At 66.9% G+C, this 14,364-nt stretch carries 16 protein-coding genes; 7 read left to right on the top strand and 9 right to left on the bottom strand.

The window, feature by feature from the left end; genetic code table 11:
- Nucleotides 1-198 precede the first annotated feature (198 nt).
- From mgtE to VG566_RS03805, 4 genes are all read left to right on the top strand, one after another.
- Nucleotides 199-1,560 carry a magnesium transporter gene (mgtE, locus tag VG566_RS03820; RefSeq protein ID WP_008266103.1) on the top strand — a complete coding sequence of 454 codons (1,362 nt, stop codon included), beginning with the start codon at nt 199-201 and terminating at the stop codon, nt 1,558-1,560.
- A 106-nt stretch (nt 1,561-1,666) separates the two neighbouring features.
- Complete coding sequence (locus VG566_RS03815) at nt 1,667-1,933, top strand: hypothetical protein (RefSeq protein ID WP_049405333.1); 267 nt, start codon at nt 1,667-1,669, stop codon at nt 1,931-1,933.
- Nucleotides 1,934-2,004: 71 nt separating this feature from the next.
- Nucleotides 2,005-2,805, top strand: coding sequence for a prolyl oligopeptidase family serine peptidase (locus tag VG566_RS03810; RefSeq protein WP_241884081.1), 801 nt, complete (start codon nt 2,005-2,007; stop codon nt 2,803-2,805).
- Nucleotides 2,806-3,046: 241 nt separating this feature from the next.
- Nucleotides 3,047-3,538 (top strand): REP-associated tyrosine transposase, encoded by a 492-nt coding sequence (locus VG566_RS03805; RefSeq protein ID WP_241884080.1) that lies wholly within the window; start codon nt 3,047-3,049, stop codon nt 3,536-3,538.
- Nucleotides 3,539-3,630: 92 nt separating this feature from the next.
- On the opposite strand, the gene VG566_RS03800 is transcribed toward VG566_RS03805, so the two are convergent.
- From VG566_RS03800 to VG566_RS03790, 3 genes are read right to left on the bottom strand one after another with little or no spacing between them, the layout of a single operon-like run.
- The gene (locus tag VG566_RS03800) at nt 3,631-4,581 is read right to left on the bottom strand and encodes an aspartate carbamoyltransferase catalytic subunit (protein WP_014646226.1); all 951 of its coding nucleotides are present in this window, start codon (nt 4,579-4,581) and stop codon (nt 3,631-3,633) included.
- A 15-nt stretch (nt 4,582-4,596) separates the two neighbouring features.
- On the bottom strand, nt 4,597-5,091 hold the full coding sequence (gene ruvX, locus VG566_RS03795; protein WP_241884079.1) for a Holliday junction resolvase RuvX: 495 nt from the start codon (nt 5,089-5,091) through the stop codon (nt 4,597-4,599).
- Nucleotides 5,084-5,650 (bottom strand): YqgE/AlgH family protein, encoded by a 567-nt coding sequence (locus VG566_RS03790; protein ID WP_014646224.1) that lies wholly within the window; start codon nt 5,648-5,650, stop codon nt 5,084-5,086. Before VG566_RS03790 ends, ruvX begins: the two co-directional genes overlap by 8 nt.
- Nucleotides 5,651-5,741: 91 nt before the next feature.
- Here VG566_RS03790 and VG566_RS03785 point away from each other — a divergent pair, with 91 nt between their 5' ends.
- A complete protein-coding gene (locus VG566_RS03785; protein WP_049440990.1) occupies nt 5,742-7,529 on the top strand; it encodes a DUF4153 domain-containing protein in 1,788 nt (595 codons plus the stop codon).
- A complete protein-coding gene (locus VG566_RS03780) occupies nt 7,526-8,071 on the top strand; it encodes a DNA-3-methyladenine glycosylase I (protein ID WP_241884078.1) in 546 nt (181 codons plus the stop codon). The genes VG566_RS03785 and VG566_RS03780 overlap by 4 nt, the downstream gene beginning before the upstream one ends.
- Nucleotides 8,072-8,131: 60 nt before the next feature.
- On the opposite strand, the gene VG566_RS03775 is transcribed toward VG566_RS03780, so the two are convergent.
- The 3 genes from VG566_RS03775 to VG566_RS03765 form a co-directional block, all read right to left on the bottom strand.
- Nucleotides 8,132-8,839: a YitT family protein gene (locus VG566_RS03775; RefSeq protein WP_014036228.1), complete on the bottom strand. Its 708-nt coding sequence runs from the start codon at nt 8,837-8,839 to the stop codon at nt 8,132-8,134.
- A gap of 106 nt (nt 8,840-8,945) precedes the next feature.
- Entirely contained in the window at nt 8,946-9,380 is a 435-nt protein-coding gene (locus tag VG566_RS03770; RefSeq protein ID WP_241884077.1) for a GNAT family N-acetyltransferase, read from the bottom strand.
- Nucleotides 9,381-9,475: 95 nt separating this feature from the next.
- The gene (locus VG566_RS03765) at nt 9,476-9,688 is read right to left on the bottom strand and encodes a DUF4287 domain-containing protein (protein ID WP_014646220.1); all 213 of its coding nucleotides are present in this window, start codon (nt 9,686-9,688) and stop codon (nt 9,476-9,478) included.
- Between the two features lie 298 nt (nt 9,689-9,986).
- On the opposite strand from VG566_RS03765, the gene VG566_RS03760 reads away from it, so the two are divergent.
- Nucleotides 9,987-10,883: a LysR family transcriptional regulator gene (locus VG566_RS03760; RefSeq protein WP_049405028.1), complete on the top strand. Its 897-nt coding sequence runs from the start codon at nt 9,987-9,989 to the stop codon at nt 10,881-10,883.
- A gap of 62 nt (nt 10,884-10,945) precedes the next feature.
- Here VG566_RS03760 and VG566_RS03755 read toward each other — a convergent pair whose 3' ends face one another.
- The 3 genes from VG566_RS03755 to VG566_RS03745 form a co-directional block, all read right to left on the bottom strand.
- On the bottom strand, nt 10,946-11,929 hold the full coding sequence (locus VG566_RS03755) for an aldo/keto reductase (protein ID WP_049405029.1): 984 nt from the start codon (nt 11,927-11,929) through the stop codon (nt 10,946-10,948).
- A gap of 121 nt (nt 11,930-12,050) precedes the next feature.
- Nucleotides 12,051-13,214, bottom strand: coding sequence for a PilT/PilU family type 4a pilus ATPase (locus VG566_RS03750; protein WP_042358565.1), 1,164 nt, complete (start codon nt 13,212-13,214; stop codon nt 12,051-12,053).
- Between the two features lie 78 nt (nt 13,215-13,292).
- The gene (locus tag VG566_RS03745; protein WP_004147099.1) at nt 13,293-14,330 is read right to left on the bottom strand and encodes a type IV pilus twitching motility protein PilT; all 1,038 of its coding nucleotides are present in this window, start codon (nt 14,328-14,330) and stop codon (nt 13,293-13,295) included.
- Between the last annotated feature and the right edge of the window lie 34 nt (nt 14,331-14,364).

Genomic DNA, 14,364 nt, shown 5'->3' with positions numbered 1-14,364 from the left:
GGGTCAGATCCCTTTTCCGCGGGAAAAGGGATCTGGCCCCGTCTCGTTGAAGGCAAAGAGGTTGCCGGCCAGCGGCCGGCACTACCGCCACCCGGCGGCTATGCGCTGAAACATCCCCTTGCGATAATGACGCGCTGAACACCCCTGTTGCCGCATCCTTGCCGGGATCGCGGCTTTTCTTATCCCGCGGGAGCTGCGATGGCTGAAGCTGTACGCCACGACAAGACTGCGCGCCAACTGCGGATGTTGTCCGATGCACTGGACAGCGGCCGGCTGGGCCCGGTACGTCGGCTGGTCAACACCCTGGCCCCGGCCGAGATCGGCAACCTGCTTGAATCGCTGCCGCCGGGCAAGCGCGAGGTGGTGTGGGGCCTGGTTGATCCGGAAGATGACGGCGAGGTGCTGGTCCACGTCGGCGAAGACGTGCGCGAGAGCCTGCTCGCGGACATGGACCCGGACGAGATCATCGCCGCGGTCGAAGACCTGGACATCGACGACCTGGCCGACCTGGTCGAAGACCTGCCCGATACGGTCATCGACGAGGTCCTCAAGTCGATGGACCGCGAGAACCGCGAGCGCCTGGAGCAGGTGCTGTCCTATCCCGAGGACAGCGCCGGCCGCCTGATGAACCCGGACGTGGTGACCGTGCGCGCCGACGTCAATGTCGACGTGGTGCTGCGCTACCTGCGCCTGCGCGGCGAACTGCCGGACCATACCGATCACCTGTTCGTGGTCAGCCGGCGCCATCAGTACCTCGGCCGGGTGTCGCTGGCGGCACTGGTGACCCACGAGGACACCACCCCGATCAACCGCCTGATCGACGACGAGCAGCCGGCCATTGACGTCGGCGAGAGCGACCAGGAAGTCGCCCGCCAGTTCTCCGACCATGACTGGATCTCCGCGCCGGTGGTGGACGACAACAACATCCTGATCGGCCGCATCACCATCGATGACGTGGTCGACATCATCCGTGGCCAGGCCGAGCACCAGGCACTGGGCGCCGCCGGCCTGGACGAGGACGAAGACCTGTTCAGCCCGGTCTGGCGCGCCATGCGCCGGCGCTTGATGTGGCTGTCGGTGAACCTGTGCACCGCCTTCCTGGCCTCCAGCGTGGTCGGCCACTTCGAAGGCACCATCGACAAGCTGGTGGCGCTGGCCGTGCTGATGCCGATCGTGGCGGGCCTGGGCGGCAATGCCGGTACCCAGGTGCTGGCGCTGATGGTGCGCGGCCTGGCACTGGGCCAGGTAGGCGCGTCCAACGCGCGCACGCTGCTGTGGAAGGAGGTGCGGGTCGCCTTGTTGAACGGCGTGATGCTGGGTTCCGTGCTGGGGCTGATCGTGCTGGCCTGGTTCCACTCGCCCGGGCTGTCGGCGGTGATCGCCATCGCGCTGACCTGCAACCTGCTGTTCGCCGCACTGGCCGGCGTGCTGGTGCCACTGACCCTGAAACGCTTCGGCTTCGACCCGGCGCTGGCCAGCGGCATCTTCCTGACCGCCGTGACCGACTCGATGGGCTTCTTCACCTTCCTCGGCCTTGCCACGCTGGTGCTGCTGCACTGAACCCTGCAGGGTCCGATCCCCGCCGCGCGGAGTTCCGACCCACGCCAAAACCCACGGTCGGATCTCCGCTGCGCGGGGCTCTGACCCGATCCCAACTGGAACACCCATGGCAACAACGATCGAAAACTATTTCCAGCCCGGCTGGCGCGACCAGCAGCACACCTGCCCGGCCTGCGAATGGAAGGGCAGCTCGCGTGCCATGGAGATGGAGCTGGACGAGGACGCCACCGAGTACGCCTGCCCGGTCTGCGAGAACCCGCTGCTGGTGGTGCTGCATCCGGACATCGCGCAGGTGCAGGCGGCCGCCGCCGACGGCAATGCCGAAGCGCAGGAGCAGCTGGACATCATTGCCAGTTTCCCGCGACCGGAGTGACGCGCCGCACGATGCCGCGTTGACCTGCGGCGGGCTAGGATGCAGCTGACCCTGCCGCCCCGGGAAATCCCATGGTCCGATCGATGTCGCGCTGGCTGCCGCTGCTGGCCTTTCTGATGATGAGCGGTTGCACTTCGCTGCCGGACAGCGCGCGCGGCCGCTTCGAGGGCCGCGCAGTGAAGGTGGACGGCGAGACCGCCTACTACCAGGTGTTCATTCCGGCCGGCGTTCAGGCCACCGCTCCCACCAGACTCCCGGTCATCCTGTTCCTGCACGGCTCCGGCGAGCGTGGCGGCGACGGTGTCAAGCAGACCCATGCGGGGCTGGGGCCGCACCTGCGCAGGCACGCGGCCGACTTCCCCGCATTGGCCGTATTCCCCCAGGTGCCGGGCCACCAGGAATGGAGCGGGCGCAACAACCGCGTTGCGCTGGCCGCCCTGGACGCCACCATCGCCGAGTTCGGTGCCGATCCCTCACGGCAGTACCTGACCGGGATGTCGATGGGCGGCTATGGGAGCTGGAACATCGCGCTGGATGACCCCGGGCGCTTCGCCGCGATCATGCCCGTGTGCGGCGCGGTGCTGGCGCCGCGCGCGGTACGCCCGACCCTGTTCGTCGAGCAGGTCGCCCAAGAAACCGATCCGTATGCGGCCATCGCCCAGCGCCTGAGAGGCACGCCGATCTGGATTTTCCACGGCGCGCTGGATGATGTGGTGCCACCGGACGACGATCGCAGACTGCACGCCGCATTCCGGAGCGCCGCTGCACGCGACGTGCGCTACACCGAGTACCCGGACGGCAACCACAATGCCTGGGACGCCACCTACTCCGACCCGGCGATGTGGGCATGGCTGTTCGCGCAGAAGCGCTGAGCCGCAGCTTCAGTAGTTGCCAACCTTGGTTGGCATTGACTGCCCTGGTAGTTGCCAACCTTGGTTGGCACTGACTGCTCTGGTAGTTGCCAACCTTGGTTGGCACTGACTGCTCTGGTAGTTGCCAACCTTGGTTGGCACTGACTGCTCTGGTAGTTGCCAACCTTGGTTGGCACTGGCCTACCTGAAACCAACCCATTCCCCGATGTTCACTGGAAGCAGGCCCGTCCATGCTTGCTCCATGCAGAACACACGTCTCCTGCTCGGTCGTCGCTCCAGCATCGGCCTCAGCTATATCCTCACCGCCGTCGTCCATGACCGCGCGCCGCTCTTCACCAACGCCGCAGCGGCCGCCTTGGCAGTCCGCGAATTCCAGCGACTGGATCAGGAAGGCTTCACCCGCTCGATTGCGTACGTGGTCATGCCCGACCACATCCACTGGCTGGTCGAACTACGTGCGGGAACGCTGGAAACCGTCATGAAGCGTTTCAAGTCGCGCACAGCCCAGCAGGCAAACCGGTTGCTGGGGCGAGTCGGGCGCTTCTGGCAGGCCTGCTATCACGATCATGCGATCCGCTCTGACGAATCGTTGCACCGGCGTGCGATGTACCTGATGGGAAATCCGATCAGGGCCGGACTGGCGACGCGGCTTGGGCAATATCCCCATGCAAGGTGCGAATGGGAGCTTGGGGCTTCGTGTGATCCGCTCGACAACTTGGGCGCGGATGGATAGTGCCAACCAAGGTTGGCATCTACCAGAGCGGTGCGCGGACAAGCCGCGCGGCAAGTGTGTCAACCAAGGTTGACACCTACCAGAGCGGGTGGTCAGCCCAGCAGGGTTTCCAGCACGGCCATGCGCACGGCGACGCCGTTGGCGACCTGGCGCAGCACCCACGACTGCGGGCCGTCGGCCACGTCGTCGGTCACTTCCACGCCGCGGTTGATCGGGCCCGGGTGCAGCACCGCGGCATCCTTGCCGGCGCGCGCCAGGCGCTCGCGGGTCAGGCCGTACTGGGCGTGGTACTGCTCCAGCGACGGCACCAGGCCTTCTTCCATGCGCTCGCGCTGCAGGCGCAGCATCATCAGCGCGTCGACGCCTTCCAGCATCGCGTCGAAATCATCGCCGACCACGCAGCCCTTCAGGGTCTCATCGTCCGGCAGCAGCGACTGCGGGCCGCACACGCGGATCTCACCCACGCCCAGCGTGCGCAGCGCATGCAGGTCGGTGCGGGCCACGCGCGAGTGCTTCACGTCGCCGACGATCACCACTTTCATCTTCGAGAAATCCGGGCCCTTGGCCTGGCGCAGGGTCAGCATGTCCAGCAGGCCCTGGGTCGGGTGCGCGCTGCGGCCGTCACCGGCGTTGATCAGTGCGGTGCCCTCGCCCGCCGCTTCTGCCAGTGCGGCTACCGCGCCATCCTCCGGGTGGCGCACCACGAAGCCGCGCACGCCCATCGCTTCCAGGTTGCGCAGCGTATCGCAGGCGGTTTCGCCCTTGCGGGTGGACGAGGTCGAGGCATCGAAGTTGAGCACATCGGCGCCCAGGCGCTGCGCGGCCAGCTGGAACGAGCTGCGGGTGCGCGTGGACGGCTCGAAGAACAGCGTGCACACCGCCGAACCGGCCAGCACGTGGCGCTTGTTGCCGACGCGGCCGACTGCGGCATCGCGGATCTGACCTGCCCGGTCAAGCAGCTGCAGCAGGGTCCCGCGCGGCAGGCCCTCCAGGGTCAGCAGGTGGCGCAGGCGTCCGGAGGCATCGATTTGCTGGGCGGTCATGGCGGTGTCGGGCAGTCAGGGAATGGGGGTGGCGTCGTCGGGAGACGACAGCCAGCGGTCGATGATCACCGCCGCGGCCACGGCATCGAGGGCGGCCGCATCACGGCGGCGCTTGCGCCCTTCGGCGCGCTCGACGGCGAAGCGGCGGGCGGCCTCGACCGAGCTGGAACGCTCGTCGATCATCACCACCGGCAGCTTGAAACGTTCCCGCAGCTGGCGGGCGAAGCCCTGCGCGCGCTTGCGGTTGGGTTGGTCCTGGCCGTCCAGGGTCAGCGGGTCGCCGACCACCAGGCCGTCGGGCTTCCATTCCTTGAGCAGGCGTTCGATCGCGGTCCAGTCCGGGCCATTGCCGTGCACATCGACCACCGCCACCGCGCGCGCATGCGCAGCGAAGGCACTGCCAATGGCCACGCCGATCCGCCGCGAGCCGACGTCGAAACCCAGAACGGTGCCGTCACGGCGGATCGCCGGGACAGCAGGAGCCGGTACGGGCGTGGTCGGCTCAGACATGGCCGCTGTAGTCGGTCAGCCGGAACAGGTCCACGCCGATGCGCGAGGCCGCACCCTGCCAGCGCTGCTCCAGCGGCAACTGGAACACCAGCTCGGCATCGGCCGGCACGGTCAGCCAGCTGTTCTCGGACAGCTCGCTTTCCAGCTGCCCGGCGCCCCAACCGGCACAGCCGAGGGTGACCACGGCATTGGCCGGGCCTTCGCCACGCGCCATCGCTTCAAGGATGTCGCGCGAAGTGGTCAGGTACAGGCCGTCACCCACGATCAGGCTGGAATCCCACGCCCGCGCGTCGTCATGGATGACGAAGCCGCGCTCGGGATGCACCGGGCCGCCGTTGAGCACCATGCGCGCCTGCAGGTCGCCGTCACCGGTGGTGATGTCCATCTGTGCAAGCACTTCACCCAGCGTGTACTCGGAAGGCTGGTTGACCAGCACGCCCATCGCCCCGTTCTCGTCGTGCTGGCAGATCAGCGCGACGCTGCGGGCAAAGGTCGCGTCGAGCAGCGACGGCAGCGCGACGAGGAGGTGATCGGCGAGGGAGGTCGGCGTTACAGGCATGGTCCCATTCTACCTGCTGGGGGCGGGATGGTCGCGCAATGGCGGCGAACCGCGATGGGCTAGGATGGTGCTTTGCCATGGAAGGTCATCGATGCAGTCTTCATCGCCCCTGACCCTGCCGGCACGCAGCGCCATCGTCCTGATTGCCCTGCTGCAGGGTCTGATGCTGTATGCCGCGCAGGAACTGTCCGATGCGTGGCCGTTCCGCGATATCGGCTGGCGCTACTGCTGGTACGCCTGGGTGCTGGCCATTCCCAGCGCGGTGGCGCTGAGCCTGGTCGAGCTGGGCCAGCGCCGCCTGTGGCTGCAGGCCGTGCTCGGCTCGGCGGTGGTGCTGGCGCTGGCCGCCTGGATCGGCTGGAACCTCACTGGCGAGACCGCGCTGGAGTCGAGCGCGCTGCAGTTTCCACTGACCCTGGGCATGGCCGTGGCGGTGTTCGTGGTGCTGCCCTGGTGGCAGTTCCAGCTGCAGCACGGGCATTGGCGCGCCAGCTACCCCGAGCTGTTCGAGCGCGCCTGGCAGAACGGTTTGACCCTCGCCCTGGCGGCACTGTTCACCGGGCTGACCTGGCTGCTGCTGTGGCTGTGGGCGGCGCTGTTCCAGCTGCTGGAGGTCACCGTCTTCCGCGACCTGTTCCGCCAGGATGCCTTCATTGCGCTGGCTACCGGCAGCCTGGCCGGGTTCGGCGTGCTGATCGGGCGCACCCAGCACCGTGCGATCCAGATCACCCGCCAGGTGCTGTTCGCGATCTGCCGCGGACTGCTGCCGCTGCTCTCGTTCATCGCCGTATTGTTCGTGCTGAGCCTGCCGCTTACCGGGCTGGAACCGCTGTGGAAGACCCGCTCGGCCGCCAGCCTGCTGCTGGTGCTGTCGCTGTTGCTGGTGACGTTCACCAATGCGGTCTACCAGCAGGGGGACGACACCGCGCCCTACCCCGTCGTGCTGCGCCGTCTGGTTGAAGCCAGCCTGCTGGCGCTGCCGGTCTACGCCGCACTGGCGCTGTACGCACTGGGGCTGCGCGTGGTGCAGTACGGCTGGACCGTGGACCGGTTCTGGGCGGTACTCGTCGCAGTGGCCGTGGCCGGCTATGCCGTGGGCTACGCGCTGGCGGTGCTGCGCCGACAGCGCCGCTGGTTGCAGATGCTGGAGCCGGTCAACCGCTGGATGTGCTGGGCGGTGCTGGCACTGGCATTGCTGGGCAACTCGCCGCTGCTGGACCCGGTGCGGCTGACCCTGTCCAGCCAGCTGGCGCGCCTGCGTGCCGACCCGCCCGCGATCACCAGCAGTGACGTCAACGTGCTGCGCTTCGATCTTGGCCACCGCGGCGTGCGGGCGCTGCGCGAGCTGCAGCGTGATCCAGCCATCACCGCCGATGCCAACGCGCCACAGGTGATCGCTGCCGCGCTGGCACGTACCTCGCGCTGGGATGACGGCCAGCGCCTCGACAAGGGGCCGCAGGACGTCGTCGCCCTGCAGCGCGCGTTGAAGCTGGCCAAGGGATCCAGCTCGCCACCGGACGACTGGTGGCAGGCACTGGCCACGCGCGCGATCGATGGCGAATCCTGCGCCCAGAGCGAGCGCGACTGCCTGATCGTGCATCGCGATCTGGATGGCGACGGGAACACCGACGTGCTGCTGTGCGAGCTGTACACCATCCGTGGGCCGGACTGCGTGCTGTACGCACGTGGCAGGGACAACCACTGGCGCCGGGCCGGTTCGCTGTTCGGCACCGCCAGCGGCCAGGCCGAGGCGATCAACCAGGCGCTGCGTGATGGCAAACTCACTCTTGAACCGCCGCGCTGGCCGATGCTGTCCATTGGTGGGCGCCCCGCAGTGGCCATCGATCCCGAACCCGAATCCAGCGAGTCTTCCCCATGAGCGGCTACTGCCTCATCGCCCCGGGCCATCCGGTGCACGACTACTACCACGCCAATGAATACGGCTACCCGCAGCGTGACGAGCGCGAGCTGTTCGAGCGGCTGGTGCTGGAAATCAACCAGGCCGGGCTGAGCTGGGAAACGATCCTGAAAAAGCGCGAGGGCTTCCGCGCGGCCTATGACGGCTTCGATGTCGACCGCGTGGCGGCCTATGCCGAGCAGGACATCGAGCGCCTGCTATCGGACGCGGGCATCATCCGCAACCGGCTGAAGGTACTGGCCGCCATCCACAACGCGCAGGTGATCCAGCAGCTGCGGGCCAGTCATGGCAGCTTCGCGGCGTGGCTGGATGCGCATCACCCGCGCAGCAAGGCCGACTGGGTGAAGCTGTTCAAGAAGACCTTCCGCTTCACCGGTGGCGAGATCACCGGCGAGTTCCTGATGAGCCTGGGCTACCTGCCCGGCGCGCACGCCGAGGATTGCCCCGTGCATGCGCGGCTGCTGAAGCTGTCGCCGCCGTGGTTGCAGGCCGCCGTCCGCTGATGGATCTCCGCGCGTGGATGCCGGTAGTGCCGGCCGCTGGCCGGCAACCCCGTTGAACGGTCACACGCCCATGTAACGGCCGGGGCGGTGGTTGAACATCAGCACCAGGCTGAGCACCACCGCGCCGATGGCCGAGTACAGCACCTTCGATGGCGACAGCACGAAGAACGCGGCTACCATCAGGCAGGCGTCGTAGGACATCTGCACCTTGCCGGCGCTCCAGCCTCGGGTGCGCTGCAGGTACACCGCCAGGATGCCGATGCCGCCAAGGCTGGCGCGGTGCCGGATGAAGAACAGGATGCCGAGGCCGGACAAGGCACCACCGACGATCGCCGAATACAGCGGGTTGATGTGCGAGAAGTCGATCCAGCGCGGCAGCAGGTCGGTCAGCACGCCACAGGCGGTGACCGCAGCGAAGGTCTTCAGGGTGAATTCCCAGCCCATGCGCCGCAGCGCCACCCAGTAGAACGGCAGGTTGACCAGCACGAACACCAGGCCGAAGTTCCAGCCCATCGCGTAGTGCAGCAGGAAGGCCATGCCCGCCATGCCGCCGATCATCAGCCCGCCCTTGGCGAAGATGGCCAGGCCCAGCGAAGCCACCATCGTGGCCAGCACCATGCCCTGCACGTCCTCGGCGATCGAGTGACGCAGCGCTTTTTCGTCGGCGGTGGTGCCAGCACTGTCGGGCGGCGGGGTCAGCGGACCGGCGGTGACCAGGTGGCCGTCAGCGTCGTCGCACGGCGCGGGGCCATGGGAAGGAAGGGACATGCGGGTGGGGAACAGCGGGTGGGGAGCGGTATTAGACACGATCTGCATGACAGTTGCAGATGAAATCGTTCAGTCAGATTCGCCCATTCAGGTTATCCCGGGACCGCTACAGGCAGCACGGCCAGCATGTCCTCTCCGTCGTCGTCCATCCCGGTCTCGACGAACCCGAAGCTGCCGTAGAAGGCGCCGGCCACCGGATTGCGCGGGTTGTAGAGATCTCGATCTCGGCCAGACCGGGCGTGGCCCGGATCTGCGCCAGCGCGAGTTCCAGCGCGCGTCGACCGATACCACGGCCCTGCCAGTGTTGATCGACCATGAAGCGCCAGATCGACATCCGCTGCGGCGTCTCCGGCACCCACATGAAGAACCCGACCAGCTCGCCATCGGCCTGGATGGCGCGGGTCTGGTAGCCGGGATGAAACGCCGCCTGCACCAGCGACCAGGTATTGCTGGCCACGAAGCCCTGCTGCGCATCGCTGACGTCGAGGTCGCACACCGCTTCGTAGTTGTCGGGGGTGATCGCTTCCAGCGTGACCTGCATGCGGGCGTCCTGCCTGGGGATGGATGCCCAGTCTGCCCGCCCCTGCATCCGGTGGAGCAAGGCCGCCGACAACCGTTCAGCGCGGGGTTGCCTGCTCAGCCCTTGCCGGCCAGATGGTGAGCCACCAGTGCGTTGGCATGGCCATGGCCCAAGCCATGTTCACTCTTCAGGAAGCTGACCAGTTCCATGTGTTTCAGGCCCTTCTTCCCGGCCAGCAACCCGAACCAGTGCGCCACCGGCTGCCCGTAGGTCTTCTCGATGGAGGGGAAATACGAGGCCGGGCCTTTCGGCTTGGTGTCAGTGCTCATGTGCAGCTCCCGTTGAAGTCATTCATTCGACGAACCACAGACGCAGAAATCGACACACCCAAACGTCCGACCCCGCCTCGCCCGACAGGCCGCAGCCAACTGTCGAAGGCGGGGTGGGTCCGGTTGAGGGGGTGTAAGCGGCATGGATGCCGCGACCAAGCCCCCATGGATGGGTTTACGGCGTCCCCCTCAACCGGGCCCACCCCGCCATCTCACGGATAGCCAGTTTTTGAAGTTGACGTGGCCGTTGACGTTGCTTCGGCAGGTGCCGGGCGCAGCCCGGCCGTATCATTTCAGCATGCCCCGCGAAAACCTCAACGACCTGCAGGCCTTCGTCCACGTTGCCCGCGAGGGCAGCTTCACCAAGGCGGCCGCCCAGCTGGGCGTGTCCCAGTCCGCGCTCAGCCATGCCATGCGCGGCCTGGAACAGCGCCTGGGCGTGCGCCTGCTGACCCGTACCACCCGCAGCGTATCGACCACCGAAGCCGGTGCCCGCCTGCTCGACACCCTGGGCCCACGCCTGGCCGAGATCGAGGACGGGCTGGCCGCACTGGCCGAGTACCGCGAACGCCCGGCCGGCACCATCCGCATCAATGCCACCGGCCATGCCGCCGAGTACATCGCCTGGCCGCGGCTGGCGCCGTTGTTGCAGCGTTATCCGGACCTGAAGGTGGAACTGACCACCGACTACGGCCTGGCCGACATCGTCGCCGAGCGCTACGACATCGGCATCCGCCTCGGCGAGCGCCTGGCGCGCGACATGGTCGCGGTGCCGATCAGCCCGCCGCTGCGCATGCGCGTGGTCGGTGCACCCAGCTACTTCCGCCAGCACGTGGTGCCGCAGCATCCGGACGACCTGGCCAAGCACAACTGCGTGACCCTGCGCCTGCCTACGCATGGGGGACTGATGCCGTGGGATTTCGGCCAGGATGGCAACGAACTGAGTGTGCGCGTTGGCGGGCAATGGACGTTCAACACCATGGGCATGACCCGCGCCGCTGCGCTGGCCGGCAGCGGACTGGCCTGGCTGCCGGAAGACCAGGTGCAGCCGATGCTGGACGATGGCCGCCTGCAGTCGGTGCTGGACGACTGGTGCCCGCACTTCGATGGCTACTACGCGTACTACCCGTCGCGCCGCCACGTCACCGTGGCGATGCGCACGGTGCTTGATGCGCTGCGCGGGCCGCTGGGGTGAGGGTCGAGGCGTGCGGACCAACGGTCCGCACCCACCACCAACGGTCCGCACCCAGCTGTTGATCAGCCCTTGGCCTGGGCGGCGCGCTGCGCGTTGTAGCGCTCGCCGACGATCGACACTTCGTCCAGCGCCTGTGCGATGCGTTGCAGCTCCTCCGGTGCCAGCTGCAGGTCGGCCGCGCCCAGGTTTTCTTCCAGGCGATGGATCTTGGTGGTGCCTGGGATCGGCACGATCCACGGCGCCTGTGCCAGCAGCCAGGCCAGCGCCACCTGCGCCGGCGTCGCGCCCCGTGCTGCGGCAATCGTACTGATGCGATCCACCAGCGCCTGGTTGGCGCGGCGCGCCTCCACTTCGAAACGCGGAACGCTGTTGCGGAAATCGTTGGCATCGAAGGTGGTGTCGGCGTTGATCGTGCCGGTGAGGAAGCCGCGGCCAAGCGGGCTGAATGGCACGAAGCCGATGCCCAGCTCCTGCAGCGTCGGCAACAACTCGCGCTCCGGTTCGCGCCACCACAGCGAGTACTCACTCTGCACGGCGGCAACCGGCTGCACCGCATGCGCGCGGCGCACGGTGGCAGCGCTCGCCTCGGACAGCCCGAAGTGGCCGACCTTGCCTTCGGCGATCAGGTCGCGCACGGTGCCAGCCACATCCTCGATCGGCACGTTCGGGTCGACGCGGTGCTGGTAGAACAGGTCGATATGGTCGGTGCGCAGGCGCTTGAGGCTGGCTTCGGCAACGGCACGGATATTCTCGGGACGGCTGTCCAGGCCGTCATCGGTGCGCGCGCCCTTGAATCCGAACTTGGTGGCAATCACCAGCCTGTCGCGGTAGGGCGCCAGCGCGCGGCCGAGCAGGTCTTCGTTGGTGTACGGACCATACACCTCGGCGGTGTCGAAGAAGGTCACACCGCGCTCGACGGCGGCCTGCAGCAGGGCGATGCCCTGGCCCTGCTCGACCGGCTGCCCGTAGGCATGGGTCAGGCCCATGCAGCCCAGGCCGAGGGCGGAAACCTTCAGGCCACTGCGGCCCAGTTCGCGTGTCTGCATCGTCGTGCTCCAGAGGGGGAGTGATGACGATACGCCTGTCGTGGCGCTGGATTGAGCCAGCCCGGCCGCAGTCGGTCATGACCGGAATTCATCAATCCAGCCACGACCGATGCCGGCCAGGTCAACGGATCTCGGAGATCTCCACGCCGTCCAGCCCCTGCGACAGGGTACGTGCGTCGCCGCCCTGGCTGAGCTTGATGCGCAGGCGCACCTCGTTCTGCGAATCGGCGTAGCGCAGCGCGTCCTCGTAGCTGATCTCGCCGGCCTGGTACAGCTCGAACAGGCTCTGGTCGAAGGTCTTCATGCCCAGCTGGACCGAGTCCTTCATCACTTCCTTCAGCTTGTGGATCTCGCCGTCGCGGATGTAGTCCTGCACCAGCGGCGTGCCCAGCAGGATCTCCATCGCCACCTTGCGCGAGCGGCCATCGGGCGATGGCACCAGCTGTTGCGCGACCACGCCCTTGAGATTCAGCGACAGGTCCATCAGCAGCTGGTTGCGGCGGTCTTCCGGGAAGAAGTTGACGATGCGGTCCATCGCCTGGTTGGCGTTGTTCGCATGCAGGGTGCACAGCACCAGGTGGCCGGTTTCGGCGAACGCGATGGCGTGATCCATGCCTTCGCGGGTACGCACCTCGCCGATCATGATCACGTCCGGCGCCTGGCGCAGGGTGTTCTTCAGCGCGGCTTCCCAGCTGTCGGTATCGATGCCGACTTCGCGCTGGGTGATGATGCAGCCCTCGTGCTTGTGCACGAACTCGATCGGGTCTTCGATGGTGATGATGTGGCCGGTCGAGTTCTGGTTGCGGTAACCGATCATCGCTGCCAGCGAGGTCGATTTACCGGTACCGGTGGCGCCGACGAACAGGATGATGCCGCGCTTGGTCATCGCCAGCGTCTTGATGATCGGCGGCAGGCTCAGTTCTTCCACGGTCGGAATGCGCGTCTCGATGCGACGCAGCACCATGCCGACCTGGTTGCGCTGGTAGAAGCAGCTGACGCGGAAGCGGCCGACGCCGGACAGGCCGATGGCGAAGTTGCATTCGTGCGTCTTCTCGAATTCCTCGCGCTGCGCCGGGGTCATCACGTTGAGGACCAGGTCGCGGCTCTGCTGCGGCGTGAGCGGGGTCTGGGTGATCGGCGAGATCTTGCCGTTGACCTTCATCGCCGGCGGCATGCCGGCCGTGATGAACAGGTCCGAGGCGCGCTGGTGCGCCATCAGCTTGAGGAACGAGGTGAAATCGATGGTGGTCGCGGTGCTGTTCACGGCGGGCTCCCAAGAGGGCATGTACCAGGAAACGGTCGGTGGAGGAAACGGCACGGAGACGGCGCCGCACTGGTGCACGCCGCCCGTGGTTGTCCCGCCTTACTCGAACAGGCGCTTGTCCTTGGCGTACTCGCGGGCCTGGTTGCGGGTGATCAGGCTGCGCTTGACCAGGTCCTGCAGGTGCTGGTCCAGGGTCATCATGCCGTACTGCTGGCCGGTCTGGATGGCCGAGTACATCTGCGCCACCTTGTCTTCGCGGATCAGGTTGCGGATGGCCGGGGTGCCGACCATGATTTCCCACGCTGCGGTACGACCGCCGCCAACCTTCTTCAGCAGCGCCTGCGAGATCACCGCACGCAGCGACTCGGACAGCATCGAACGCACCATCGGCTTTTCGCCGGCCGGGAACACGTCGATGATGCGGTCGATGGTCTTGGCCGCCGAGCTGGTGTGCAGGGTGCCGAACACCAGGTGGCCGGTTTCCGCGGCGGTCAGCGCCAGGCGAATGGTTTCCAGGTCGCGAAGTTCGCCGACCAGGATGATGTCCGGGTCCTCGCGCAGTGCCGAGCGCAGCGCTTCGTTGAAACCATGCGTATCGCGGTGCACTTCGCGCTGGTTGATCAGGCACTTCTGCGAGGTGTGCACGAATTCGATCGGATCCTCGACGGTGAGGATGTGGCCATATTCGTTCTTGTTGATGTAGTCGATCATCGCCGCCAGCGTGGTCGACTTGCCCGAACCGGTCGGGCCGGTCACCAGGATCAGGCCCTGCGGCTGCTGGATCACCTCGCGGAACAGCGGCGGGCAAGCCAGGTCCTCGAGGGTGAGCACCTCGGACGGAATGGTACGGAACACCGCACCGGCGCCACGGTTCTGGTTGAACGCGTTCACACGGAAGCGCGCCAGCGACGGGATCTCGAAGGAGAAGTCCACTTCGAGGAATTCCTCGTAATCGCGGCGCTGCTTGTCGGACATGATGTCGTACACCAGCGCATGGACCTGCTTGTGGTCCAGGGCCGGGATGTTGATCCGGCGAACGTCGCCGTCCACGCGGATCATCGGCGGCAGGCCTGCGGACAGGTGCAGGTCGGACGCTTTGTTCTTTACGGAAAACGCCAGCAGTTCGGCGATATCCATGAGCGGCTACTCCCCAATAACGGCTTCGACTGGA

The organism is Stenotrophomonas sp. CASM114, assembly GCF_049384325.1.
Lineage (GTDB): Bacteria > Pseudomonadota > Gammaproteobacteria > Xanthomonadales > Xanthomonadaceae > Stenotrophomonas > Stenotrophomonas muris.
This window is presented reverse-complemented; position numbering and strand designations above follow the sequence as displayed.

Excerpts from the sequence above, each read along its gene's own strand:
- mgtE (WP_008266103.1), top strand. The coding sequence starts at position 199 with ATGGCTGAAGCTGTACGCCACGACAAGACTGCGCGCCAACTGCGGATG.
- VG566_RS03815 (WP_049405333.1), top strand. The coding sequence starts at position 1,667 with ATGGCAACAACGATCGAAAACTATTTCCAGCCCGGCTGGCGCGACCAG.
- VG566_RS03810 (WP_241884081.1), top strand. The coding sequence starts at position 2,005 with ATGGTCCGATCGATGTCGCGCTGGCTGCCGCTGCTGGCCTTTCTGATG.
- VG566_RS03805 (WP_241884080.1), top strand. The coding sequence starts at position 3,047 with ATGCAGAACACACGTCTCCTGCTCGGTCGTCGCTCCAGCATCGGCCTC.
- VG566_RS03800 (WP_014646226.1), bottom strand. The coding sequence starts at position 4,581 with ATGACCGCCCAGCAAATCGATGCCTCCGGACGCCTGCGCCACCTGCTG.
- ruvX (WP_241884079.1), bottom strand. The coding sequence starts at position 5,091 with ATGTCTGAGCCGACCACGCCCGTACCGGCTCCTGCTGTCCCGGCGATC.
- VG566_RS03790 (WP_014646224.1), bottom strand. The coding sequence starts at position 5,650 with ATGCCTGTAACGCCGACCTCCCTCGCCGATCACCTCCTCGTCGCGCTG.
- VG566_RS03785 (WP_049440990.1), top strand. The coding sequence starts at position 5,742 with ATGCAGTCTTCATCGCCCCTGACCCTGCCGGCACGCAGCGCCATCGTC.
- VG566_RS03780 (WP_241884078.1), top strand. The coding sequence starts at position 7,526 with ATGAGCGGCTACTGCCTCATCGCCCCGGGCCATCCGGTGCACGACTAC.
- VG566_RS03775 (WP_014036228.1), bottom strand. The coding sequence starts at position 8,839 with ATGTCCCTTCCTTCCCATGGCCCCGCGCCGTGCGACGACGCTGACGGC.
- VG566_RS03770 (WP_241884077.1), bottom strand. The coding sequence starts at position 9,380 with ATGCAGGTCACGCTGGAAGCGATCACCCCCGACAACTACGAAGCGGTG.
- VG566_RS03765 (WP_014646220.1), bottom strand. The coding sequence starts at position 9,688 with ATGAGCACTGACACCAAGCCGAAAGGCCCGGCCTCGTATTTCCCCTCC.
- VG566_RS03760 (WP_049405028.1), top strand. The coding sequence starts at position 9,987 with ATGCCCCGCGAAAACCTCAACGACCTGCAGGCCTTCGTCCACGTTGCC.
- VG566_RS03755 (WP_049405029.1), bottom strand. The coding sequence starts at position 11,929 with ATGCAGACACGCGAACTGGGCCGCAGTGGCCTGAAGGTTTCCGCCCTC.
- VG566_RS03750 (WP_042358565.1), bottom strand. The coding sequence starts at position 13,214 with ATGCCCTCTTGGGAGCCCGCCGTGAACAGCACCGCGACCACCATCGAT.
- VG566_RS03745 (WP_004147099.1), bottom strand. The coding sequence starts at position 14,330 with ATGGATATCGCCGAACTGCTGGCGTTTTCCGTAAAGAACAAAGCGTCC.